At 51.0% G+C, this 24,958-nt stretch carries 20 protein-coding genes; 13 read left to right on the top strand and 7 right to left on the bottom strand.

The genetic code is table 11. The features are described 5' to 3' along the window. Positions 1 to 87: 87 nt before the first annotated feature. Positions 88 to 3,078, top strand: coding sequence for a valine--tRNA ligase (locus H142_RS16120; RefSeq protein ID WP_017930853.1), 2,991 nt, complete (start codon positions 88 to 90; stop codon positions 3,076 to 3,078). On the opposite strand, the gene H142_RS0104205 is transcribed toward H142_RS16120, so the two are convergent. The 4 genes from H142_RS0104205 to H142_RS0104180 all read right to left on the bottom strand — a co-directional run bounded on the left by H142_RS0104205 (position 3,075) and on the right by H142_RS0104180 (position 6,831). After that, positions 3,075 to 4,073, bottom strand: coding sequence for a hypothetical protein (locus tag H142_RS0104205; protein ID WP_033314797.1), 999 nt, complete (start codon positions 4,071 to 4,073; stop codon positions 3,075 to 3,077). The two genes, H142_RS16120 and H142_RS0104205, sit on opposite strands and share 4 nt — an antisense overlap. 356 nt (positions 4,074 to 4,429) lie before the next feature. Beyond that, positions 4,430 to 4,582, bottom strand: a complete 153-nt coding sequence (locus H142_RS16770) for a hypothetical protein (protein ID WP_156811882.1) — start codon at positions 4,580 to 4,582, stop codon at positions 4,430 to 4,432. A gap of 36 nt (positions 4,583 to 4,618) precedes the next feature. Next, positions 4,619 to 5,713 (bottom strand): phosphatase PAP2 family protein, encoded by a 1,095-nt coding sequence (locus H142_RS0104185; RefSeq protein WP_017930848.1) that lies wholly within the window; start codon positions 5,711 to 5,713, stop codon positions 4,619 to 4,621. After that, on the bottom strand, positions 5,710 to 6,831 hold the full coding sequence (locus H142_RS0104180) for a phosphatase PAP2 family protein (protein ID WP_017930847.1): 1,122 nt from the start codon (positions 6,829 to 6,831) through the stop codon (positions 5,710 to 5,712). The genes H142_RS0104185 and H142_RS0104180 overlap by 4 nt, the downstream gene beginning before the upstream one ends. A 40-nt stretch (positions 6,832 to 6,871) precedes the next feature. On the opposite strand from H142_RS0104180, the gene H142_RS0104175 reads away from it, so the two are divergent. From H142_RS0104175 to H142_RS16115, 5 genes are read left to right on the top strand one after another with little or no spacing between them, the layout of a single operon-like run. After that, a complete protein-coding gene (locus tag H142_RS0104175; RefSeq protein ID WP_017930846.1) occupies positions 6,872 to 8,008 on the top strand; it encodes a glycosyltransferase family 2 protein in 1,137 nt (378 codons plus the stop codon). Next, a complete protein-coding gene (locus H142_RS0104170; protein ID WP_017930845.1) occupies positions 8,001 to 8,741 on the top strand; it encodes a class I SAM-dependent methyltransferase in 741 nt (246 codons plus the stop codon). The genes H142_RS0104175 and H142_RS0104170 overlap by 8 nt, the downstream gene beginning before the upstream one ends. 4 nt (positions 8,742 to 8,745) lie before the next feature. Beyond that, positions 8,746 to 9,144: a GtrA family protein gene (locus H142_RS0104165; RefSeq protein WP_026147785.1), complete on the top strand. Its 399-nt coding sequence runs from the start codon at positions 8,746 to 8,748 to the stop codon at positions 9,142 to 9,144. Continuing rightward, on the top strand, positions 9,141 to 10,646 hold the full coding sequence (locus H142_RS0104160) for a hypothetical protein (protein WP_017930843.1): 1,506 nt from the start codon (positions 9,141 to 9,143) through the stop codon (positions 10,644 to 10,646). The genes H142_RS0104165 and H142_RS0104160 overlap by 4 nt, the downstream gene beginning before the upstream one ends. Before the next feature lie 6 nt (positions 10,647 to 10,652). After that, a complete protein-coding gene (locus H142_RS16115; RefSeq protein WP_083898929.1) occupies positions 10,653 to 11,627 on the top strand; it encodes a DUF3137 domain-containing protein in 975 nt (324 codons plus the stop codon). On the opposite strand, the gene xth is transcribed toward H142_RS16115, so the two are convergent. Continuing rightward, the gene (gene xth / locus H142_RS0104150; RefSeq protein WP_017930841.1) at positions 11,594 to 12,376 is read right to left on the bottom strand and encodes an exodeoxyribonuclease III; all 783 of its coding nucleotides are present in this window, start codon (positions 12,374 to 12,376) and stop codon (positions 11,594 to 11,596) included. The two genes, H142_RS16115 and xth, sit on opposite strands and share 34 nt — an antisense overlap. Positions 12,377 to 12,495: 119 nt before the next feature. On the opposite strand from xth, the gene H142_RS0104145 reads away from it, so the two are divergent. Further along, on the top strand, positions 12,496 to 13,464 hold the full coding sequence (locus tag H142_RS0104145) for a hypothetical protein (protein WP_017930840.1): 969 nt from the start codon (positions 12,496 to 12,498) through the stop codon (positions 13,462 to 13,464). A 91-nt stretch (positions 13,465 to 13,555) separates the two neighbouring features. Next, a complete protein-coding gene (locus H142_RS16110) occupies positions 13,556 to 14,665 on the top strand; it encodes an energy transducer TonB (RefSeq protein ID WP_083898928.1) in 1,110 nt (369 codons plus the stop codon). A gap of 12 nt (positions 14,666 to 14,677) precedes the next feature. On the opposite strand, the gene uvrA is transcribed toward H142_RS16110, so the two are convergent. Next, a complete protein-coding gene (uvrA, locus tag H142_RS0104135) occupies positions 14,678 to 17,548 on the bottom strand; it encodes an excinuclease ABC subunit UvrA (protein ID WP_017930838.1) in 2,871 nt (956 codons plus the stop codon). Positions 17,549 to 17,923: 375 nt separating this feature from the next. On the opposite strand from uvrA, the gene ssb reads away from it, so the two are divergent. The 4 genes from ssb to H142_RS0104115 all read left to right on the top strand — a co-directional run bounded on the left by ssb (position 17,924) and on the right by H142_RS0104115 (position 21,157). Next, positions 17,924 to 18,445 carry a single-stranded DNA-binding protein gene (ssb, locus tag H142_RS0104130; protein ID WP_017930837.1) on the top strand — a complete coding sequence of 174 codons (522 nt, stop codon included), beginning with the start codon at positions 17,924 to 17,926 and terminating at the stop codon, positions 18,443 to 18,445. Positions 18,446 to 18,454: 9 nt separating this feature from the next. Continuing rightward, complete coding sequence (locus H142_RS0104125) at positions 18,455 to 18,775, top strand: DUF4288 domain-containing protein (RefSeq protein ID WP_017930836.1); 321 nt, start codon at positions 18,455 to 18,457, stop codon at positions 18,773 to 18,775. A gap of 65 nt (positions 18,776 to 18,840) precedes the next feature. Continuing rightward, positions 18,841 to 19,791, top strand: coding sequence for an RnfABCDGE type electron transport complex subunit D (locus H142_RS0104120; protein WP_017930835.1), 951 nt, complete (start codon positions 18,841 to 18,843; stop codon positions 19,789 to 19,791). After that, positions 19,772 to 21,157 (top strand): DUF2330 domain-containing protein, encoded by a 1,386-nt coding sequence (locus tag H142_RS0104115; RefSeq protein WP_017930834.1) that lies wholly within the window; start codon positions 19,772 to 19,774, stop codon positions 21,155 to 21,157. The genes H142_RS0104120 and H142_RS0104115 overlap by 20 nt, the downstream gene beginning before the upstream one ends. Before the next feature lie 75 nt (positions 21,158 to 21,232). Here the strand turns inward: H142_RS0104115 and H142_RS0104110 are convergent, their stop codons facing one another. After that, positions 21,233 to 21,847, bottom strand: a complete 615-nt coding sequence (locus H142_RS0104110; protein ID WP_017930833.1) for a superoxide dismutase family protein — start codon at positions 21,845 to 21,847, stop codon at positions 21,233 to 21,235. 161 nt (positions 21,848 to 22,008) lie between these two features. Between H142_RS0104110 and gyrA the strand changes: the two genes are divergently transcribed. After that, on the top strand, positions 22,009 to 24,843 hold the full coding sequence (gene gyrA, locus H142_RS0104105) for a DNA gyrase subunit A (RefSeq protein WP_017930832.1): 2,835 nt from the start codon (positions 22,009 to 22,011) through the stop codon (positions 24,841 to 24,843). Positions 24,844 to 24,958: the final 115 nt, after the last annotated feature.

Raw genomic sequence — 24,958 nt, 5'->3', positions numbered from 1 at the left:
AATCCCGAATTACGGGATTACATATAGCTCAAATTTGGCCCCGCTCACCGCAGCGGGGTTTTTCGTATTTAATGTCTGGACGTGACTATGCTTGATAAAGCCTTTGCCCCGAAAACTGCCGAGCCTCGGCTGTATCAAATCTGGGAAGATAGCGGCGCGTTCAAACCGCGTATGGACACATCGCGCGAGGCGTTCTCGATTGTTATCCCGCCGCCCAATGTGACGGGCAATCTGCATATGGGCCACGCAGTCAATAATACGCTGCAGGATATTTTAATCCGTTATAACCGTATGTTGGGCAAAGATGTTTTGTGGCAGCCCGGCACGGATCATGCCGGTATTGCAACTCAAATGGTGGTCGAGCGTAAACTCGCCGCGCAGGGCAAAGCCCGCAAAGATATGAGCCGCGATGAGTTTTTAGAGCATGTCTGGGCGTGGAAGGCTGAGTCCGGCGGGAATATCACGCAGCAGCTTCGCCGTCTTGGCGCGAGTTGCGACTGGTCACGAGAGCGCTTTACGCTGGGCAATCCTGAAGACAAAAGCGATAAAATGGCGGAGGCCGTGACTAAAGCTTTTGTCGACATGTATAATGATGGACTGATCTACCGCGATAAGCGCCTCGTCAATTGGGACCCGCATTTCCAAACCGCGATCTCCGATCTGGAAGTCGAAAATATCGAAAAAGACGGCTTTTTCTGGCATTTCAAATATCCTTTGGATGGTGATCAAACCTACACTTATGTTGAAAAAGATGAGGACGGGAACATTACTCTGTCCGAAGAGCGTGATTATATTTCTATTGCGACAACGCGCCCGGAGACCATGCTGGGCGATGGCGCGGTCGCGGTGCATCCCGATGATGAACGCTACGCCCCGATTATTGGCAAGATGGTGCGTCTGCCCTTATCACATCGCTTGATCCCGATTATTACCGACGAATATCCGGATATGGATTTCGGCTCCGGCGCCGTGAAAATCACCGGCGCGCATGACTTTAACGATTATGACGTGGCTAAGCGTAATAATATTCCGATGTATTCGCTCATGGGGACGCGCGGCGAGATGATTGAATCCGAGATTATGCCCGCCAAATATGTCGGCATGGATCGGTTCGTCGCGCGCAAAGCCGTCGTCGCTGATATTGACGCTGAAGGTTTGCTGATTAGGGTTGAAGACAAGAAAGTTATGCAGCCTTTTGGCGACCGCTCGGGCGTGGTCATCGAGCCGATGCTGACGGATCAATGGTTTGTTGACGCCGAAAAACTCGCCGTCGACGCGCAAAAAGCGGTTGATGACGGCCGCACCAAATTCGTGCCGGAGAATTGGAAAAAGACCTACGATCACTGGATGAATAATATTCAGCCCTGGTGCATCTCACGCCAACTCTTGTGGGGGCACCAGATTCCGGCATGGTACGGGCCTGAAGTTAAATCTGTCGAGAATTTGAAGCGTAGTTCCGCTGATATTTTTTTAGGGGGAAGTGGATCGGATGTAATCCATTCTGATCTGCCAATCTTTGTTGGTAAAGATGAGTTTACTATTCTCGAAATGGCCAAGGAATTTTACGGTAAAGACGTAGAAGTTCGCCTAAGTAATGATCAACCTTCATATGTACGGTGCGGTATTTCAGGCGATAATGAAGGCTTGAAAAAATATGTTGAGCTTGCTCGAGACCCCGACGTTCTCGACACATGGTTTTCATCCGGCCTGTGGCCATTCTCAACAATGGGGTGGCCGGACAAAACGGATGAACTCGCGCGCTTTTATCCGGGTAGCGTGCTCATTACCGCCTTTGATATTATCTTCTTTTGGGTCGCGCGCATGATGATGCAGGGCCTGTATTTCATGAAAGATGTACCGTTCAAGGATGTCTATATTCACGCGCTGGTACTGGACGAGCAGGGCAAGAAAATGTCCAAATCCGTCGGTAACACGCTCGACCCGCTCGACCTTATTGACGGCGTGACGATTGACGAGCTGGTTGCCAAGCGCACGCGCGGCCTCAAAGATCCCCGCAAAGCGCCGCAAATAGAAAAGTCCACCCGTAAACAATATCCGGACGGGTTTGAGCCTTACGGCGCGGACGCGCTGCGTTTCACGCTCGCGGCCATGGCAGGGCAGGGGCGCAATATCCGTCTCTCGGTTGAGCGCATAGCTGGCTACCGCAATTTTGGTACCAAATTATGGTCTGCCGCCACCTTCGGCCAGATGAATGGCTGCGTTCCGCAAGTTGGTTTCGATCCGGCCGAGGTGACACTTACGCTCAATAATTGGATTATTTCTGAGACGGTAAAAACCACCAAAGAAGTCTCGCGCTGTATCGAAGCCTACCGATTTAACGATGCCTCCGATGCGATTTATAAATTTGCGTGGGACACATTCTGTAGCTGGTATCTGGAATTGTCCAAGCCGATCCTATCCAGGGATGCGGGCGCGGCGAAGACTGAAACGCAAGCGACATTTGCCTGGGTGCTAGACCAAATTCTGAAACTGCTGCATCCCTTCATGCCCTTTATTACTGAGGAGCTATGGAGCGAAATCACGAAAGATCGTGACACCATGCTTATCATGGCGTCGTGGCCAAAACTGAGTAATGATTTAATCGACAAAAAAGCTGTCAAAGAACTCGACTGGCTGCAAACTCTGATCACCAATATCCGCTCTGTGCGCGCGGATATGAACATCCCGCCGTCCAAGAAAGCGCCGCTTCTGATGCTGTCGGGTAAACTTGATCCGCGTTTATCCGTCTATGCGCCGCAGCTCTCGCCCATGGCGCGCGTTGAGCGCGTCGAGCTTGCGGCAAGCGCGCCTCAGGCCGCATTGCAGACCGTTGTCGACGGCGTAACCTTTGCCATACCGCTGGAAGGTTTGGTTGATTTTGACGCCGAGCGCGCGCGTATGGATAAGGAAATTGCCAAGATCGAAGGCGAGCTGTCTAAAATTGACCGCAAATTGTCCAATGAAGGCTTTCTCGCCAAAGCGCCGGATGCTGTGGTGGCCGAGCAAAAGTCCCGAAAGGCGGCATACGCCGCAGAAATGGAGAGCCTGATCTCAGCGCGCGATGCGCTACCGCGCTAATTGGCTTTGTCAATTTTGCGAATGTCGAACCAACTCCCGGAATGAACCGTTGTCGTTCCGGTAATGGGTTTGTCAGCATTGCCAAAATGAATGAACAGCACATAATCAAAATCTTCACGCCAATTTTTTGCAAAGGATGCGCGTCGATCTGTATCGAGATTGGCCAAGCGTTCCGGCTTGCCGTGCTCGACGGTATAGGCTGAATGCTCCGGTTTGACTTTGATTTCCATGATCGGAAATAAAGACGGAAAAAGACCGTCGCGATCCGTCACAAAATATCCTGCGGTATGGTAATATCCGCGATAGGGAAGCAGGCGGACTTTAGGATTTGTATTATAATTCATGACAGGAAATATTTTTGAGCCCATTGGCACGACGTCTGTGGCTGCGCGCAATTCGGCTATATGGGCGTCGTTTTGGGTAAATATTTGCCTTGTCATCCCCACCTTAACGCCGAGAGATATAAATAATATTATCAAAAACGGTATGTAAACCGGACGTTTAATGGATTTTATCGCGGCAAATAACAACATGAACCCGATCGGTGCAAAACGGATATCTACTAAGGCGATACCGCGAATTGTTTTTGGAATGAAAACGCCAATGGCGATCATGACAAGTCCTAGAAAAATAAGCCTGGGGTCAGATTCTACCAAGCGCAATATCGACATGATCAGCAATATAATGAGCGGAACGAGCGTCAGGCGCAGCATGGTAAAGTCCGGATAGAGAGACATCGCGCCCCAAATCGTACTGATCTTTCGACCCGGCAGCCCATATTCTGTCAGTGTAAGTCCGGGCGTATCGCTGACTTGCATGAAAACATAAATGCCCGGCAAAATAAATATGAGCGCGATACTCAGAAATGTACGGACATCTTTGAGTTCAATTTTACGGGCTTTAATCAGCGGAAATAATTCCCAAAACCCCAGCAGGAGTCCCAAAATTGTTACGGCGATTAAATGCAAAGGGGTTAGCGCTAAGGCTAAAGACAAAAAAGCGGCACGCGCTTTTTCCAGTCCATGTGCGCGCTACGTATCCAAAGCGCCAAAACTATTAAAGTCAGGCCCATTGAAAATATAAAATTTACAAATCCCCAGCCGGCCATCGCTGAATAAACGAACAGTAAAATGCCGAGATGGACTGCAATAAGGCGGCCATGCGCGGCGCGGGCAACGGACAGTCCGCCGATAGCGAAGGTGATCAGTGCAACCAGAGCAAAGACGCGACCGGCGGCCTCCAGACCTATTAACGGGCCGAATATCTTAACGAATGTGGCAATACCCCAATATTGATACCCGTCGCTACGGCGTTCGTAGAATTGCTGGAGATAAGCGCTGCTCTCCAGATTTTAGACGATATGAAAGCGGGCGAGATGGTTGACGTAATCGGCTAGGGGCAGGTTAGTGATACCCCAGAACGGAATGGCTATCCATATCGCTGCGATGAGCGTAAACAATCCGAATATAATCGGTTGGGATGAATGTTTTCGGACAGCGCCCATTATTGCCCCCTTGGCAGTCCGGTTAAAGCGCCTAGCTTAAAGATAAGCAGGCTTAATAAATTTTTTGACGATGAACGCGGAGACGTACCAGCAGGCCAATACGATTGGAATGCTGATTAATCCGTCTACAGCATAATGCCAGCCCAGAATAATTGACCCGATATAAATCACGATATTAAAGAGAATAAGAAGGTCTCTGGCGATAGCGGTCTTCCAAAACAAAATCAGAAGCATCAGGCTGGAGGCGATATGCAAACTCGGCGCGGCGCTAATCCCGCCAAACCGCATTTGAGGTGTGTAATACATCTCCAGCAATATTTGCTGCGTGTTGACCGCGTCTAGATAATATTGTCCATGGAAATCATAAAGCTGATCAATGAGCGGGGCATAAGCGGCGTAATCGCCGGTAAATTCACCATAGTAAACCGGCCCAGCAGAAGAGAGCAGAATTGCCCCGATCGTTCCGGCGAAAAGCCATAACAAAATCATGGCAAGCAGATATTGATAGCGACGTGACGGCTCCATACGCTCGCTGACAAAACAATAAACCCATGTCCCTGCGATCAAAGCGGCCCAATATGTATAGACTTGGTCAATGCGTTTAAGGATATTCGGAACGTCAAAAAGCCATTGAAAAGCGCGGTATGGATCGTGTCCGAAAAACAGTGCTTTGTCGATATTGCGAAGCGGCGTGTCCAGATAGAAGGGCTGAATTTCCGGGATCATTACTTTGGACGCCATAAAATTTGTTTGTAACCAGACAAATGTGGCCGCGCCGATGGCCAGCATTATGAGCGCCCGCAGCAGGCGCGCCGGATCGGCTTTGACTTTACCATGCAACTTGATAAATACGCTGCCTTCGCCGGAACCCAGCGCAAATTGCATCAGCCGCAGGCACAGGAAAAACATCATAAACAGACCGGCGCGCATAGCCATTTTGAGGGCCAGGCTTTTGGCCCTTACGCTGCCCTCGACCGTCGGCGTCGTCACAGTTCCGTAAAGAATTTGCACGCCAATATGCCATAATGCCAATAGGCAAACCATAAATAAGATAAGTTTCCACGGGGCTGTTATTGGCGATAGCCATTTGCCCCGTATAGAGCGGTCATGACTATAGATGAGATTGGTCATGATGCCATAAGCTTATGCCGGACGGGCTCTGTAGCGCCGATAAGGCCTGATAATTTGCCGGCAAGCCACCAGCCCAGAAGCGCAATCGGGATGGCGAAAATACCGTCAACGGCGTAATGCCAGGCCAGAACAAAACTGGAGATAAAAATAAATCCGAAAAAGGTAAGTGCGGCGGCGCGCCAGACCGGTTTATTCCACGCCATTAACACTAAGAGGAACGACGTGGCGCAATGCATACTGGGGAAGGCTGATATGCCGCCCAGACCCAGAGACGGGCTCTCATAGACTGACCACAGAATATCCTGGTAATTGACCGCGCGAAGCGGCGAAACCTCATCAATTAGGGTCAACGCGCCCATTTGGGCGGAATAAGGGTCGGGCAGGCCCGTAATGGCGCCATAATAACATGGTCCCGCCGAGGAAAAGATCACGGCCAGCACATTGCCGCCGATGAACCATGTCAGCATGAGCGCGAGCGGTACGCGGTAACGGTCTCTGGCATCTGCGCGGCGTGTGACGAATGACAGCGCCCAGATCCCCACCAGAATAACTGCCCAAATATCGTAAATAAAGTCCATAACACGCAGGACAATTGGAACGTCATAAACCCAGCGAAACAGTGTCCACGGGTCATTGCCTAGAAAGAATGCGCGGTCGAGGCGCATAAAAAACTCGTCCCACACATAAGGCTGAACCGCAGGGATACGCGTCTTAACGGTAGAGTAGACAAATATGAACGTCGCAAAACTGAAAAGCGCAATGACCAGCTTGATGGGGAAGGCATAGGGACTGGCTTGGCGGCTATGCCACTTAAGTTTCATATGATTGACTAGCGATATCTCGCCGCTTTGCTGGGCTTGCCGCCAGAGCCAGATCAGGCCGCATATCGCCATAAACAGCCCGCCATTACGCGCCGCGTGACTGGCATAAGACGGGAAAGCAGAATGCCCTTCGCGGTAGGCATCTGGAAACGCAATAACCATGCCTTGCGCAAGTATTAACCATATGCCGAGAAGGCTGAGCACGAGCGCCATGCCGCGCGCGTCCTGCCGGGTGAGCAAGGTGCGTATAAATTTGTTTATATCGCCCCGTGATTCGGCCTGTACAATATTCACCATTATCTATCCATTTGTTTGAACGTCTCAGCGTTTGCATGGAGTGGTAAACGAAAAGGGTAAAAATAATGCTGATGGGGATGTTCAATTAATTTTTCCGATAAACGCCGTTTTAACCCTGTTCGTTTACAGAGGCCCGAAATCAGGTGAGGGTGAGATGACACAGACGAAATATTTGCATCCGGTCGAAAATGGGCCGGTTATTACTGCCGGACGGCGCAAAGATGATGTGCCGATGGTCGATCTGTCGCTCGTTGTTCCGGTTCTGAACGAAGAAGACTCTATCACGCTATTTCTCGATCGCGTCGAGCCTGTCCTGCAAACCATTTCACAAGACTACGAAATCATCTTCGTCGATGACGGGTCAACCGATATGACGATGGCGAGTATAATGAAAAGGCGGATCGAAAATCCGCGTATCAAAGTTTTGAGTTTGTCACGAAATTTCGGTAAGGATGTCGCCCTCTCTGCAGGGCTGAAACACACTCTTGGTAAGTCGGTAGTTCCGATGGATGTTGATCTTCAGGATCCGCCGGAGCTTATTCCTGCTATGTGGGCGCGAAAGCAGGAGGGCTATGACGTCGTTCTAGCCAAGCGCAGCTCACGCCAATCGGATAGTTGGTTTAAGCGCCAGACAGCCGGTATGTTTTACCGACTTCATAACAAGGTGGCTGACATTTCGATCCCCGACAATACCGGGGATTTTCGTATGCTGGACCACAAGGTGATCGACGTCATAAACCGCCTCCCTGAACGGACGCGTTTTATGAAAGGCTTGTTTGCATGGGTCGGTTTTACCCATAGCGAGATCGAATATGAGCGCCAGCCCCGCGCGGCCGGACAGACTAAATGGAAATACTGGAAGCTCTGGAATTTCGCTTTGGACGGCATTACCGCCAGTTCAACATTGCCGCTGCGCATCTGGACATATTTAGGCGTTATAGTTGCGCTGGGCTCCTTTGCCTATGCCGCCTTTATGGTAGCGAAGACCTTGATAGGAGGGCCGGATGTGCCGGGTTATCCGTCGCTTATGGTTGCTGTTCTGTTTTTAGGCGGTGTTAATATCATGGCGACCGGAATTTTGGGTGAATATCTGGGGCGGGTTCATGTCGAAGTGCGCAACCGGCCACTTTATGTCGTGCGCGAAACACACGGAATTGCAGGCGATCATCATGAATAAAGATGTATATATCCGCATGGATGAATTGCAGGATAAACATTGGTGGTTTGCCGCACGGCGTAATATTTTAACGACGCTGATTTCAACGCTAAAACTAGGTGACAATGCCCGGATATTAGAAGCGGGATGCGGGACAGGCGGAAACTTGCATATGTTGTCGCAATTCGGTGAGGTGACAGCTTTTGAGCATGATGATGACGCCCTCATTATGGCTCGCCAAAAAGGCAGCTATACGCTTGCTCAGGGCACATTGCCGCAAAAATCACCCCACTATGCCGAGCCGTTTGATTTGATTGTCGCCTTTGATGTTGTCGAGCATATTGAAGAAGATATTGAAAGCCTCAAAACATTACGCCAATCTTTGCGGCCGGACGGCTCGATTGTGATCACAGTTCCTGCCTTTCCCTTTTTGTGGAGCAAGCATGACGAAACACACCATCATTTCCGGCGATACACGCGTAAAAACCTAAGGACTGTGTTAGAAGAGGCCGGATATAATGTGGCCTATATGTCTTATTTCAACACCATGTTGTTTCCGGTCATTGCCGGCATACGCACACTTAAAAAAATATTTGGTATGACGGGCAGTGCCGATGATACGATGCCGACAAAAGCCGTAAATTCCATTTTGCAGAAGGTTTTTGCCAGTGAACGCCATTGGGTCGGCAAAGTGTCTATGCCTTTTGGTGTCTCTCTTGTCGCGGTTGCCAAAGCCTCACCATATGCGGGGTAATGTAATGCGCGGCTCTTCCAATTCTCATACCGTTGAGCTTATTCAATTTATTATTGTTGGTGTGATAGCCACAATTGTGCATATGGGCGTGGCATTTTCGCTTCATTATGGGTTTTTAGTATCGCCCTTTAATGCCAATTTGTTTGCGTTTAGCGTGGCGTGGTGCGCGTCCTATGCGGGTCAATTTATGTGGACATTTAAAGATAGCGGAGCCGCCCATAAGAAAGCTGCGCCTAAATTTTTATTGGTCTCGATCCTGAGCCTCATTCTCAATCAAGTCATTGTCTGGCTTATTGCCGAGCGGTTAGAGCTGCCTTTCTATATCGCGGTCTTCGTCGTTGTGTTTTCAGTCCCTTTGGTCACTTATACTCTGTCCAAATTCTGGGTTTTTCGCCGCGCGTGACAAAATTTTTGGACTACAAGCTGACGCCTCTATTGCTTTTAAGTCTGATCTTTGCAGCTTGTGCTGCGTACCGCTTTAATGTGCCGCTCAATCACGATGTCGCATGGATTTTGACCGGTGCAGAGCGCCTTTTTGACGGCGGCGTTTTCGGACGCGACGTTGTCGACGTCAATCCGCCTCTGCCGTGGCTTATCAATCAGCCCGCCATCTGGCTTCACAAAGCGGGACTATCGCTGGCCAGCGCTTTTAACGTGCTCGTGTTAACTCTTACGGCGATCAGCCTATACCTTAGTTGCCGCGTTATGCGTATTGAGGGCTATCGCGCAGATTTGCTTCATTGGCTGATTGTGGTGATGGCCTATGTGGGTCTTCTTGGTGCGGGGTATCATTTCGGACAGCGCGAACATATAATGGTGATACTTATAGTGCCGTATATTTTGCTTTGCGCTGCGCGGGCCGGACGGCGCTCTCTACCCACCGAATTGATTGTGAGCGCCGCTATTTTCGCGGCTTTTGGGCTGTTTCAAAAACCATTTTTTATTACGATCCCGCTGTGTATGGAGTTGTGGCTACAATCCCGGCGGATTGGAATGTTAAAACTCTTCCGTTTAGAAATGATAATCCTGCTTATCTGCGGGCTGACATATGTAGCCGGAGTATGGGTGTTTGCGCGCCCTTATTTGACGCACGTTTTACCCGGCGTACTTTCAAATTACGCCGCATATAATGTACCGATATTCGAGGTGTCGATTAAGGGCTTGGTCCGGATGTCGGGGCCCGTAATCCTTACCCTCATTACTGTGCTTCTCGCACGAACAAGAAACGTCGTCATTCACGACTTTGTAAAGGCATTTGTCATCGCCGCAATCGGCGCATATCTGGCCGCGCTATGGCAGTCCAAAGGATGGATGTATCACATATTATCCGGAAATATGCTTCTTCTGATCGCGAGCGGTATTCTTATCGTCGATATTACCGCGCGCCGGGAAAGATCATGGCATCCTGTAATATTGGGAATTATCTTTATGATCGTATCGATCTCCCCGACACAAGTGCATTTAGATCAAATTCACCGGTCTGAAAAAGATATTCGTACTGTGGCCGCTATGACGCAAACTATTAAGGCCTCGCGGGAGCCGCGCCGGGTTTATGCCTTCGTCACCTCGCCGCGTAATGTCCATCCGGCTGTGATCGCAGGCCGCGGGGTTTGGGTAGACGAGGCGGCTGTCTTGCATTTCCTACCGTCATCCGTTCGGTATCCAACGGCGGAGCATGACCGCGTAGCAGGGGCCCAGCTTGACGCGGTGATGGACAGACTTCTTGCAGATCCCCCGCAAATTATATTTATAGATAATGCCGGTCGTAAATTAGGATTTAACAATCAAGACTTTGACTATGTAAAATATTTGTCCGAACACTATCCCGACCAGGCCCTGGCATTGTTTATGCGCTACGAAGAAGGCAACGCTATAGAAGATTATCGTTACTTCGTCTTAAAATAGTGGGGCATGATGGATCAATTTGATGAGAGCCGGGAAGCCTTTCTTGGATTTAGCCAATATTATCATGACAGCCTACATGCCGGGCTTTTGGGACTGGATATGGAGCGCCGCGCGGCCGTCAAAACATTTTTCAAATGGGTGGTCATCGGATTTGCTATCGGCTTAGGCGGGTTTTTGATCACCCGATATATGGGCTATGGGGAAGCTGGATTTTTTGTGGGCTTTATAGGTGTCGTCTTCGGCTTATTCATGGCCGATAAAGGCATGGCCAAAGTTCGGGTTAAAACCAAAACGCATCTGGTTGGCGGGATTTGTAATTATGTTGGTCTGGCATTTGAGGCCGAAGTGTTCACGCCGCTTGATCTAAGCCGGATGCGCGAGCTTAAGCTTTTACCCGGCGCCACCCGACAAAAGTTTGAAGACCAAATATCGGGCAAGGCGCATGGCGCGGACTTTATACTCCATGAGGCGCATCTTGAGCGTAAAAGCCGGAACAACAAAAATAACAATTATGTAACCGTTTTTCGCGGCATTTTGATGACTCTGGACTTTCCGAGTGATTTTTCCGGCACAACACTCATATTGCGCGAACGGTTTTTACAGACGAAACGCAAGGGCAAGCTCAAACGGGTGGGTTTGGCGGATCCTGTGTTTGAAAAGGCATTCGAAGCCTATGGCAGCGATCAGGTCGAAGCGCGTTATTTGCTAACGCCTACATTTATGGAGCGGCTCATTGATCTCGAAACCATATTTTCAGGCAAGAATTTACGCGCGGCATTTGATGGCGGGCAACTTATGATTATCATTGAAGCAGGTAATCAGTTTGAAGTCGGCTCGATGTTTAAAACGCTCATGCAGCGCAAACGCACGGACAAACTCATCGAAGAAATCGGCCTTATTTTTGATATTGTTGATACGGTTCTCAAACCCGCCGCTAATAGAATTGATTATAAATCAAAGCTCCCGACAAAGGGTACGTGATCTGACGGCCTGTCCTTGTCCCGGACATATTTATCGATGCGGACAGACTGGAGTTTATCGGCCGCTTGAGGTGATAGTAGGAGATGGTCAATGCGTATGCCATTACCGCGCGGCCATGCCCCCGCCTGATAATCCCAAAATGTATACTCGCCGCCGCGTCCGTCTTTTTGCATGAAAGCCGACGTTAATCCGGTAAAGATAATTTCGCGAAAGGCCGCCCGCGTGTCAGGACGAAACAGCGCGTCATCTATCCATGCTGCCGGATCAAAACAGTCTTCCGGACGTGGAATAACGTTATAGTCTCCGGCCAGAATGAGCGGTTCTTCATAGCCCAGAAGCCGCTGAATATGTGATTTAAGCCGGGCCATCCATGCCAATTTGTAGTCATATTTGGGGCCGGGCGCAGGATTGCCATTCGGCAGATATATCGACGCCACCCTGACGGCGCCCTGCGGCGCGGAGATCACGGCCTCAATATAGCGGGCCTGTTCATCGCTCTCGTCGCCGGGCAGTCCGCTAATGTGCTCTTCAATTGGAAATTTTGAAAGTATCGCAACGCCGTTATAGCTCTTCTGGCCATGAGTAATAATATTATAGCCGCGCGCTTCAATCTCTTCGCGCGGAAAGCTCCCATCAACAGTCTTGAGCTCTTGCAGGCAGGCAATATCCGGAGATTTGTCATCCAGCCATTGCGTGACAGCATGCAGCCGGGCTTTGATCGAGTTCACATTAAATGTTGCAATATCCATGACAGCTTGCTGATTGTATGGGGGTGATTTGTCAAGCGCAGGAACGGACGTTCCGGATTTTCTTTGACGGCGGCGGCATATCCGCTACTGTCAGGTGACTACAGTTCTGGGAGGAATTTATGGCTGTCATTCGGAAGCCTTACGATTTTGCAAAAGCAACGTTTTTGCCGTTTGAAATGGGCGTGTATTTCTGGCGGCTTATGGCATGGGGCGCTTTGGTCACAATATTACTATCAGTTTTGATGATCCCGTTTCTTGCAGGCGATTTCAAAGCTTTTCTGGGATGGGTTTCGGCAGCGGATGCATCTAATGATCCCCAAATCATATTTCAAGCTTTTGGTCTGATGGGAAAGATGTTTTTAAAAATGATCCCCGTTTTGCTGCTTATATGGGCTGTGTCGGCGTCGCTTCTTGTCGCCTTTCACCGCCGCGCTATATTTGGTGAGATACGGTCTGGATTTCCGCTTAGATTTGGCCGAAGCGAGTTCTCTGTTATGCTCATGCAATTTGTCACAGCGTTGATTATTTTTGGTGTGGTTATTGTATTTTATATCGTCTTAATCGTTTTAGCTATCATTACGGGCTTGGGCATCCCCGGCGTACAGGCAAATGCGCAGCCCTCCGGCGCACTCATCCTTTTGTTCTTTCTTGCCGCAATCGCATTGATCTGTATTTTAATCTATCTGTGTATCAGGTTATCAGCGACTGTTGCCGCCACGGTAAAATATGACCGTTTTGCACTCTTAGAAGGGTGGAAGGCGTCAAGAGGTTACTTTTGGTGGATGTTCCTATCATTTTTAGTCTTGGGGGTTATTGGATTCATCATCAATCAAGTTGTTCAAATTAGTCTACACCTCAGTTTGCTTGGCATGTTCGCAAGCGGCATGGATCAGACCGCCATGGAGGCCGGTGATTTTTCAGCATTTATGGATTTGATGAAATCACCTTTGTTTTGGATTGTAGCGTTTATTTTCGCGGTGTTCTTTCAATTTATAAGCTATGTTACGAATTTCTTCGGACAGGGTGTAACAGCTTATATTGTTCGGGATGATGAAATATTGCGCCCTGAAACTATGGCCAATATATAAGATTAGTAAAACTCCATAGCCCCGCCCCGTGCGGGGCTTTATGTTTTTAGTTAAATGCGTATAGTGAAGCCTATATAATTTTGGAGATATTATGTTCTTAAGAGTGTTATACACCGCAATTTTTGCATTTGTTTTGTCCTTATCGGCGCACGCGAAAATTCCTGCTGACGTTCTTAAGCCTTACAAAGCTTATACTGTGGCTCTTGAAAATGGTGATGCAAAAGCGACAATACGATATGCAAAGCAAGCATGGCAAGCCGCAGAGAAACATTTGGGGGATCATAAAACAACTGGAGATTTGGCCCAAAATTATGCCGATTCACTTGTGATGGATTATTCAGAAGATCAACGTAAAGCTTATGAACGCGCAATCGAACTCGCTCACTACTACGAGGAGGATGCCAAATTAATTGCTATGGAGCGGCAAATAAAAAAGACGCAAACCAGCTTATATGGGGGAACTAAAACTAAAGTTCGTCACATGCGTGATTTATCTGAAGCTGATAAAATGATTGAAGAGTATGGACTGGAAAACAGCACGTTTCACGCCGAAGTGATTTTTCTGCGTGGTCGGGCTGAGTATGCACGCAGAAATAATTCATCGGCTCTGAAATTGATTGATAAAGCTATCGCGATGTTTGACGCGGCTGATGACGGCATATTCTCCGTATTTCCGTATTTAGCAAAATTAGACCGCGGCGATATCCTGCTGGCGCAAAACAAAAAAATCGACGCGGCATTACAATATCAAAAGGTTATGCAGAATGTAGAAGGAGCTGTTCCAGCTGATCATCCTTATGTCAAACGCGCTTTTGGTGATTGGATGAGTTTAAGGTTCGAATTTGAAGAAGACGGCACATTGGAAGAGGCCGAGCAGGCGGGCGTGTGCGAGTGTTGGCCTTTCAACGAACTAAAAGGGGAAATACAGCCGCTAAAACGTGTGCCACCCGTTATGCCGCGCAATGCCAATCGGAGCGGGCATAGTAATCTCCTATTCGATTTAAATACAGACGGTCAACCAACGAATATCAGAGTCATTCGATCCACTTCGGCTATCTTTTCAAGGCCGTCAGAACGTGCAGTCGAGCAGTGGGTGTACACGGCAGCCGATGAAAATACCGACCCTGAAAGTCGGAAGGACATCCCGGTGAAAATCACATACCGTTTGGCAACAAGCGGAGGGAGAATTATTCCCGAATAGATTGCCCCACGTTTATCTCAGCCGCGCTTTAGCGCGGTCAGCGTCGCGTTTCAAAAGCGGTTTAAGATAACGTCCTGTCCAGCTGTCTTTGACTTTGGCGACATCTTGCGGCGTGCCGACCGCGACAATTTCTCCGCCGCCATCGCCGCCTTCGGGCCCGATATCAATGATCCAGTCGGCGCATTTCACCACATCCAGATTGTGCTCAATCACGATCATGGTATTGCCGCTACTGACCAGTTCCTGCAGCACTTCAAGGAGTTTATTGACGTCCTCGAAATGCAGACCTGTCGTCGGTTCATCGAGAATATAAAGCGTTCGCCCCGTGGCGCGTTTGGCCAGTTCTTTGGCCAGCTTAACGCGCTGCGCTTCGCCGCCTGACAGGGTCGTCGCCTGTTGCCCGACCTTCAGATAGCCCAGACCGACGCGTTCTAGCGTCACCATTTTATCGCGTATGGTCGGCACAGCCTTGAAGAATTGTGAGGCTTCTTCGACGGTCATATCCAGCACATCAGCGATGGATTTACCCTTAAATTTAATCTCCAGCGTTTCGCGGTTATAGCGCGCGCCCTTGCAGGTGTCGCAGGTGACATAAATATCGGGCAGGAAGTGCATTTCGATTTTTATTACGCCGCCGCCCTGGCACGTCTCGCACCGTCCGCCTTTGACATTAAACGAAAAGCGTCCGGGTTTATAGCCGCGCGTCTTGGCTTCGGGCAGGCCGGAAAACCAGTCGCGTATCGGCGTGAAGGCGCCGGTATAGGTCGCAGGGTTGGATCGAGGCGTGCGTCCGATCGGACTCTGGTCAATGTCGATGACTTTGTCCAAGCGCTCAAAGCCTTCGGCGCTGTCATGGGGCATGGGCCGGGCGGAGGAATTTCTGTTGAGCTTGCGCGCGGCCGCTTTGTAGAGTGTCTCAATGGTCAGGGTGGATTTACCGCCGCCGGAGACGCCTGTGACGCAGGTCAAAAGCCCGACCGGGAACTCCGCCGTGACATTTTTAAGATTATTGCCGCGCGCACCTCGAATAATCAGAGATTTCTTAGGGTCGCGGTCGCGTTTCGGAACGCCGCTGCCGATTTCTTTTTTACCGGTCAGATATTTGGCGGTCAGGGATTTACGGCTTTTCTTGATCTTATCCGGCGTTCCGGACGCAACAACTTCGCCGCCATGGACGCCCGCCAGAGGCCCCATATCGACAACATAATCCGCGGTTAAAATAGCGTCCTCGTCATGCTCGACAACGATGACTGTATTGCCCAGATCCCGCAGATTTTGTAGTGTCTCGAGCAGGCGGGCATTATCGCGCTGATGCAGCCCGATGCTGGGTTCGTCCAAAACATACAGGACACCGGTCAGACCGGAGCCGATCTGGCTGGCCAGACGGATGCGCTGTGACTCGCCGCCGGATAGCGAGCCGGATCCGCGTCCCAGCGTTAAATAATCCAGGCCGACTGCATTCAGAAAGACAAGACGGTCACGGATTTCTTTTAAAATCCGTTCCGCGATTTCTAAATCCCGCAGGGACAAATCCTCACCCAGTTTTTCAAAACGTGCCAGGGCATCGCGAATAGACATTTCGCCTGTTTCACTAATATCCATGCCGTCAATTTTAACAGCCAAAGCTTCGGCGCGTAGACGCTTTGCATTACAGCTATCGCAGGGAACATTGGACTGGTATTTGCCAAGCTCGTCACGCATCCAGCTACTATCCGTGTCGCGAAACCGACGCTCTAAGTTCGGGATAACGCCCTCAAAGGCTTTGGTGGTTTCGTAACGCCGCCCGCCATCTTGATAGACGAATTTAATACGTTTGCCGCCTGTGCCGTATAGCACCGCTTTCTGCGCTTTGGCTGGAAGGTTGTTCCATTTCGTATCTATCGAAAAATCATATGTGCTACCCAGCGCAGACAAAGTCTGCATATACAGACCCGTGCGTTTATTGCCCCATGCTGCAATTGCGCCTTGGGACAAGGTAATATCACCGGAGGGAACGATGAGTTCCGGATCAAAACGCATTTCGACGCCGAGGCCGTCACAGACAGGGCAGGCGCCATGCGGATTGTTAAAAGAAAATAGGCGAGGCTCAATCTCGCTAATCGTAAACCCTGAAACGGGACAGGCAAATTTTTGTGAAAACAAAATGCGCTGCGATTCGTCATCGGCATATTCTGCAATGGCCAGACCGTCGGCGAGGCGAAGGGCAGTTTCAAAACTGTCGGCAAGGCGCGTTTCCAAATCCGCCTTGATAACGACGCGGTCGACGACGACGTCGATATCATGTTTGAATTTCTTATCCAGTTCGGGCGCGTCTTCGATACGGTAAAACTCGCCGTCAATTTTGGCGCGTTGAAAACCGTCTTTCATCAATTGCGCGAGCTCTTTGCGGTACTCACCTTTACGGCCCCGCACAATGGGCGCCAGAATGTAAAGCTTCGTCCCTTTGGGCAGCGTCATGGTGCGGTCAACCATTTGCGCGACGCTCTGGCTTTCAATGGGCAGACCGGTGGCGGGGGAATAGGGGACACCGATACGCGCCCAAAGTAGGCGCATATAATCGTAAATCTCAGTGACAGTGCCGACGGTCGAGCGCGGATTGCGCGATGTGGTTTTCTGCTCAATTGAGATAGCCGGTGACAGGCCTTCAATGCTGTCTACATCGGGCTTGCTTTGCAGCTCGAGGAACTGGCGCGCATAGGCGGACAAGCTCTCGACATAACGCCGCTGCCCCTCGGCATAGATTGTGTCAAAGGCCAGCGAGGATTTGCCGGAGCCCGATAAACCCGTAATCACGATAAGCTTATCGCGCGGCAGATCAACATTGACGCCTTTGAGGTTGTGCTCGCGTGCGCCGCGCACCTGAATAGATTTTAGAGAGGACATAGATAGCCGAAAGTTTGGTGGTTTGAGCGCTAGATGGCAAGGCCACAGCATGAGTTCAATAGATGTATGTGAGATAAGCTGCAATTGCCGCGGCATCATTCTTTATTCTCTCTCACACAAAATAACGCTCAAATTGCGTTGTATTACCGCGCAGCAATTTTTAGCATAGCTGTTAAGGTTTTTGTTCCGTGAGGATTGAATGATAATTCGACTCCAATGCGTTATCTCACGGTCATCCACAGCTTTAAGCTTGCGGGGTTGCCGATACGGTGGACAGATTAGCCGATACGCGTCAATTTCACCTCAAATCATTCAGGCTCTTGAAATTAGAACAAAAATCGAACATATAGAGCAAAACATTAATGCGAGGTCCAAATGGCGGGTTCAATAAACAAAGTAATTCTGGTCGGCAATGTCGGCAATGATCCGGAAATCCGGTCATTTAACAATGGCGGTAAGGTCGCCAATTTCTCTCTGGCCACGTCAGAGAGCTGGAAAGATAAAAATAGCGGGGAGCGCCGCGAGAAAACGGAATGGCACCGCATATCGATTTTCAATGAAGGTCTGGTCGGCGTGGTTGAGCGCTATGTCAAAAAGGGCTCCAAGCTTTATATTGAAGGCAAGCTCCAGACCCGTAAATGGACGGATCGCGACGGCAATGACAAATATACGACCGAGGTCGTGCTGCAAGGCTATGATGGCAATCTGACCATGCTCGACAGTCGCGACAGCGGCGGCGGGGGCAGCCGTTCAGGCGGTGGTGGAAATTATGGCGGCGACCGTGACCAAGGCCGCGGCGATTATGGCGGCGGCGCGTCACAAGGCGGCTCACGCAGCGCCTCGACGATGGACGGTCCGAAGCAGGACTTTGAACTGGACGACGAAATCCCGTTCTAGGCTGATAATGTGACCATCTTTATCGGCACAGTGCTCAGCAAAATTACATCGGGCAATCCGCAAGACGCGCCTGTCTATGAGGAGTTGACGCTTGAGGTGAAGGCGTATGACGTTGACGCCGCGCGGGACGCTATGGCCAATATGGCGCGTGAACGTCCGCAAATTGCGGCTAATCGTGCTGGCGCTATGCTAAACCGTGAGGTCGTAAACGTGGTCGATGTACGTCCCGTCTTGGCTGAAATTTATACGCAGGGCGTGCGCACCTTACGCCAACGGCACTTTACCGATTTGGATGCATTTAAATCTCTTTCGGAAGAGGGCGCGGCTTAAAAACAGTCCTGCCCTTTTCTTGCCCCATTCCTATGTGTTATAGACTAACATCATAGGATGGTAGTGTGGTCGATCTGATTGAATATGAGCGCGGCGCGCAAGTGGCCGTTTCGCCGCGGGGGCTTTCGCGCTTTCGGTCAATGCCGGTATCAAAAATTATTTCCGCGCTGTTTCGCGACCCCCGACATTTCCAGATTACCGCCCTGTCCACCCTCGTTCTGCTCGGCGCATTTTACTATGCCTTTGGCTTACCGCTCTGGCACGTTCTGAGCTGCGTCGGCAGCACAGTGGCGACGCAATTTGTCGGCGACAAGATTACGGGTCGCCGCTTTGATGCGCGCAGCCCGCTAATTAGCGCCTTGTCGATAACGCTGTTACTGCGCACGGGCTCAATCTGGCTGTCTCTGGCGGCGGGCATCATCGCAATCGGCAGTAAATATGTCGTGCGCTGGCGCGGCAAGCATATCTTCAATCCCGCTAATGTCGCCCTCGTTATTCTCGCTCTGGCGTTCGACTCCGCCTGGGTCTCGCCAGGGCAATGGGGCGCAGCCCCGTGGCTGGCCATTGCACTGTTCGGGGTTGGCGGCGCGGTGACAAAGAAAGCCAGCCGCTGGGATGTCAGTCTCGCTTTCCTCGCCAGCTACGCCGCACTGGTCCTCGCCCGCGCTCTGTGGTTGGGTGATCCGCTCTCTATTCCGGTGCATCAGCTTCAGAGCGGCGCGCTCCTCGTCTTTGCATTCTTTATGATTTCTGATCCTAAAACGACGCCCAATGCCCGTCTCGCCCGCGTGATCTACGCGGCATTAGTAGCCATAGTGGGCTTCACCATACAATTTGCGCTGTTCAAATCGGCGGGCGTTATATTCGCGCTTGTCCTGACCGCGCCACTTGTTCCGTTCTTTGATAATCTCTTTCCGGCCAGCCGCTATTATTGGCCCAACCAAATCCGCAAACCTGTCTCCCAATCCCCCGTAGCCCAACCTGAAGGAGTGTCTCATGATACTGTCCAAACTTAAAACCGCCCTGACCGGAGGCGTCGCCATGTCCATGCTCGCGGTCGGTGCGCCCGCAGCGGCATTTTGCGGCTTTTATGTCGCCAAGGCCGATACAGATATGTTTAACGATAGCTCCCGCGTTGTGATGACGCGTGACGGCGACCGCACGGTCATCACCATGGCCAGCGATTATGAAGGCGATCCGACCGAATTTGCGATGGTGATTCCGGTGCCGACCATTGTCACCAAAGATCAGGTTCATGTCTCTGATGTGACACTTCTGGATCATCTGGACGCCTATACCGCGCCGCGCTTGGTTGAATATCACGACGGTAATCCCTGTGTGTCCGACGAATATATGAAAAGGGATAGGCTGGACATGGCCCCACCCGTCGTCGCTATGGGCAGTTCCATAGAATCCGAAGCCGCTTATCTGGGCGTCACCATTGAAGAGAGTTTTACGGTCGGCGAATATGACATCTTGATCCTCTCCGCGCGCGAATCCTCCGGTCTGCAAACTTGGCTGACTAGCAATGGCTATAAAATCCCGCCTGCTGCGAACCGCATTCTTGATAGTTATATCAAACAGGACATGAAATTTTTCGTCGCGAAAATTAATCTCGAAGAACAAGCCAAGTCCGGCGGCGAAATGCTGCGCCCGATTGCCGTGGCGTTCGAGTCTCCGAAATTCATGCTACCTATCCGCCTCGGCACAGTGAATTCCAAAGGCTCACAGGATATGTTTGTCTATGCGCTGACCCGTAATGGCCGCGTCGAGACCACCAATTACCGCACAACCAAAATCCCGACGGACGTCAATCTTCCTGTCTTTGTCGAAGATGATTTTGACAGCGTCTATCCGGCCATGTTTACCAAAGCCATTGACCGCGAAGGCGGCTCGGGTGTGGTTATGGAATATGCATGGGATATGAATTGGTGCGACCCTTGCGCGGCTGATCCGCTTTCTGTGGCGCAACTTCGTGAACTCGGCGCGTTTTGGGTTGGCGATGACGGCGACATGCAGCGCGGCGGCGTTAAAGGACAGGCCCGCGACGTTTTCGTGACCCGTCTGCACGTGCGTTATGACGCACAGAGCTTCCCGGAAGATCTAAAATTTCAGACAACGGGAAATAAGGAGAATTTCCAAGGCCGCTACGTCATGCAGAAACCTTATGACGGCTCTATGGATTGCAAAGCCGCAGACCGTTACAAAAAAACAGTCAATAGGCGCCAAGAGACAGAAATTTCTACACTGGCGAATTTGACGGGGTGGAGCAAAACCGAAATTCGCGGAAAGATCGACGCGTCCGGCAAGGGCAAGAAGTTCGATATCGACAGCGGTTCGGGTGAGCGCTGGTGGGACGATATCTGGGGCAATAAAAAATAGCCGTTTTTTCAACAGCAATATTGTCGCAAAAAAAGCCGCGCTCCTCGCGCGGCTTTTTGGTGTCTGGACTCTCGTTTAGTCGGCAATAACCGCACAGGCAATACGGCTGCCTGCTGCGCCGCTAGGCTGGCTTTTATAATCATCTGCGCCTGCATGTATAATGAAGGCCGAGCCATTGGTGTCTAGCAAAGCCGGGAGGCCGTCGCGTCCAACAAGACTGACTTTGGTGTTTGTACGGGTAACGTCAACCATGCCTGAGACGGGGACGTCAATATTTTCCATATCTCCGGCATGCGGGCCAGTAGACGTGTCTTTGCCGTGCATAACACCGGTCGGGTTATAATGACCGCCGGCAGAGGTGAAGGCGGGGCCCTCACATGATCCGGTTTCATGGAAGTGGATTGCGGAGGTACCTTCGATGAGGGATGATGACTTGACTGTAAAGTCTACGCCATTTGCGACATCTTTGATAATGACATTACCGATTTGATTGCCGCTGGCATTCATAAGAGGAAAGCTGCGCGACATCATTTTTGCCGGATCCGGCGCTACAGGCTGGGTTTGTGTGGATGTGGCCGTGGGCGTATCTGCTTTCGGTGCGATAATCTGATTATCGGGTGTTTTATCGCCGCACGCCGTCATTGCGGTGGCGGTTAAAAGCGAAAGCGCAAGGGCTGTTATCTTAGTCATATTTGGCCTTTCAATATTTAAAAAAATTGAACATTACTAGTGCAACGCACAAATATGAAAAACGTTCAAAAGTTTGCGCCTGCCATAGCCTAATGCTAGGCCTGTCTGGATAATACGCACGGCCCGATTCGGGTCGTCATCAGCAATTCCGGGATAATATTTTGAGCGACGATACAGATAGTCCTGAGAGCGAACAGCCGCCGATCAAACCGCCTAAAGGACCGCCCGGCGATCCGCCAGTGACGCCGCCCCATGAAGACGTCTCTCCGGTGTTCATTGAAGACGAGATGAGCCGCTCTTATTTGGATTATGCGATGAGCGTGATTGTATCGCGCGCCATTCCTGATGTGCGTGACGGGCTGAAACCTGTTCACCGCCGCATTATCTATTCCATGCATGAGAACGGCTTTACCCGTGACAAGCCGTTTATGAAATCGGCCCGCGTCGTTGGTGACGTTATGGGTAAATATCACCCTCATGGCGACAGCGCGATTTATGACGCCCTTGTGCGTTTGGCGCAGGATTTCTCCATGCGCCTGCCGCTGCTCGAAGGGCAGGGTAATTTCGGTTCTGTTGACGGCGATAATCCGGCGGCAATGCGCTATACCGAGGTCCGCATGGACCGGGCTGCAGGGGCACTCCTTCAGGATATAGACAAAAACACTGTCGATTTTCAGGATAATTATGACGGCAAGGAGAGTGAACCCGTCGTTCTCCCGGCAAAATTTCCTAATCTTCTGGTCAACGGAGCGGGCGGTATTGCTGTCGGCATGGCCACCAATATTCCGCCGCATAATTTAGGCGAGATTCTCGACGGGGCCATCGCCTTACTCGAAAACGGCACGCTTTCCGATGAGGAAATCCTTGAGATGATCCCGGGGCCGGATTTCCCGACCGGCGGACTGATTATGGGCCGCGCCGGATCTAAATCCAGTGTTCTGACGGGACGCGGCTCGATCATTATGCGCGCCAAAACCGAGATTGAGGAAATTCGCAAAGACCGCTTCGCTATTATTGTGACTGAAATTCCCTATCAGGTGAATAAAGCCAATATGATCAAAAAGATCAGCGATTTGGTGCGTGAAAAGCGCGTTGAAGGCATTTCGCATATTCAGGACGAATCTGATCGAGTCGGAATGCGCGTCGTGATCGAGCTTAAGCGTGACGCCGTCGCCGAAGTTGTCCTCAACCAGCTGTTCCGTTTCTCACAATTACAGCAGAATTTCAGCTCCAATATGTTAGCTCTCAATGGCGGGCGGCCGGAGCAGATGAGCGTAAAAGTCATGTTGCAGGCTTTCCTCGCTTTCCGCGAAGAAGTGATTGCCCGTCGCAGTAAGTATGATCTGGCGAAAGCGCGTGACCGCGCTCATATTCTAGTTGGCATGGCAACGGCCGTGGCCAATATTGACGAGATTATCCGCATTATCCGTAGCTCGGCCAATCCTAAGGCTGCGCGCGAAAACCTGTTGTCACGCACATGGGATGCCCGCGATATGGGCGCGCTGATCCAATTGATTGCTGATCCGCGCTCCAAACTCCTCGATGACGGCACGATCCAGCTGACCGAAGAACAAGCCAAAGCCATCCTTGATTTACGTCTGGTGAAACTGACCGCGCTGGGCATGGACGAAATTACGGACGAAGCCGAGAAACTTGCGGCGCAGATTACGGATCTCCTGGATATACTGCGCAGCCGCGACCGCGTCCGCACAATCATTGGTGAAGAGTTGACTGAAATGCGTGAAAAATTCGCGACGCCGCGCCGCAGTATCTTTACCGAAGGCGGTATTGATTTTGACGATGAGGATTTGATTGCGGTCGAAGATATGGTCGTGACGGTCACATCGTCAGGCTATGTCAAACGCACGCCGCTGGATACCTACCGCGCCCAGCGCCGGGGCGGCCGCGGCCGCTCCGGCATGGCGATGAAGGACGAAGATTACGTCACCACCGTTTTCGTGGCCTCGACCCATACGCCCGTGCTGTTTTTCTCCTCCACAGGCATGGCCTATAAACTGAAAGTCTGGAAGCTTCCGGTCGGCGGCCCCGCCACACGCGGACGCGCTCTGGCTAATATTTTGCCGCTTGAGGCAGGCGAACATGTCAATTCGATTATGGCATTGCCTGAAGATGAAGAGAGCTGGGCGGATCTGGATATAATGTTCGCCGCACGCAGCGGCGGCGTTCGCCGTAACAGCCTTGCCGATTTCACGCGGGTGAACCGCAATGGCAAAATCGCGATGAAACCCGATGAGGGCGACGGCATTGTCGATGTGCGCATCTGCACTGAAGACGATGATGTGCTGCTGACAACCGCGCTGGGTAAGGCTATCCGGTTCAAGGCCACGGATGTGCGCCGTTTTGTCGGGCGGACCAGTTCGGGCGTTCGCGGCATTAGACTGGCCGAGAATGACGAAGTCATTTCAATGGCCATATTGCGCCATGTCGATATCGAAACGGACGAGGCGCGCGCCTTTATGAAGCACGCCAATGCCATGCGTCGCGCGTTGGGTGAAGACACCGACGATGACGCCGAAGACGATATCGAAGTCGAAACATCTCTGGGCGAAGAGCGCCTGGGCTTCTTGCAGGCCAATGAGCAATATTTGCTGACCTTGGCCGAAGACGGTATGGGCAAACGCAGCAGCTCTTATGATTACCGCTGCATGAACCGCGGCGGGCAGGGCGTGACGGCGCAAAACCTGTCGCGCAAAGACGGCAATGATGCGCGGCTTGTACGCAGTTTCTCAATTGAGGAAGACGATCAGATTATGATGGTCACGGATGGCGGACAATTAATCCGCTGCCCGATCCGCAATATCCGAATTGTCTCTCGCAGCTCAATCGGCGTACGCGTGATTAATGTGAAAGACGGAGAACGCGTTGTCTCTGTTGAACGCATTGAGGACAGTGATGAGGATGAAGAGATCGTCGAAGACGGCGTGGAAGCTCCGAATGAAGGCGGGGAAGATACAGCCGGCCCAACCGACGAATAAGACATCCACGCCGCCCGCTTATCCGGTATTTTTGTTAATAATTGGCGAGCCTTTATTCGCTAAGGGTTGAATAGTGTCACCTGTAAATTTCCGCCCCTCATGCTCTATTATGATT

Source organism: Robiginitomaculum antarcticum DSM 21748, from assembly GCF_000365025.1.
GTDB lineage: Bacteria > Pseudomonadota > Alphaproteobacteria > Caulobacterales > Maricaulaceae > Robiginitomaculum > Robiginitomaculum antarcticum.
This window is presented reverse-complemented; position numbering and strand designations above follow the sequence as displayed.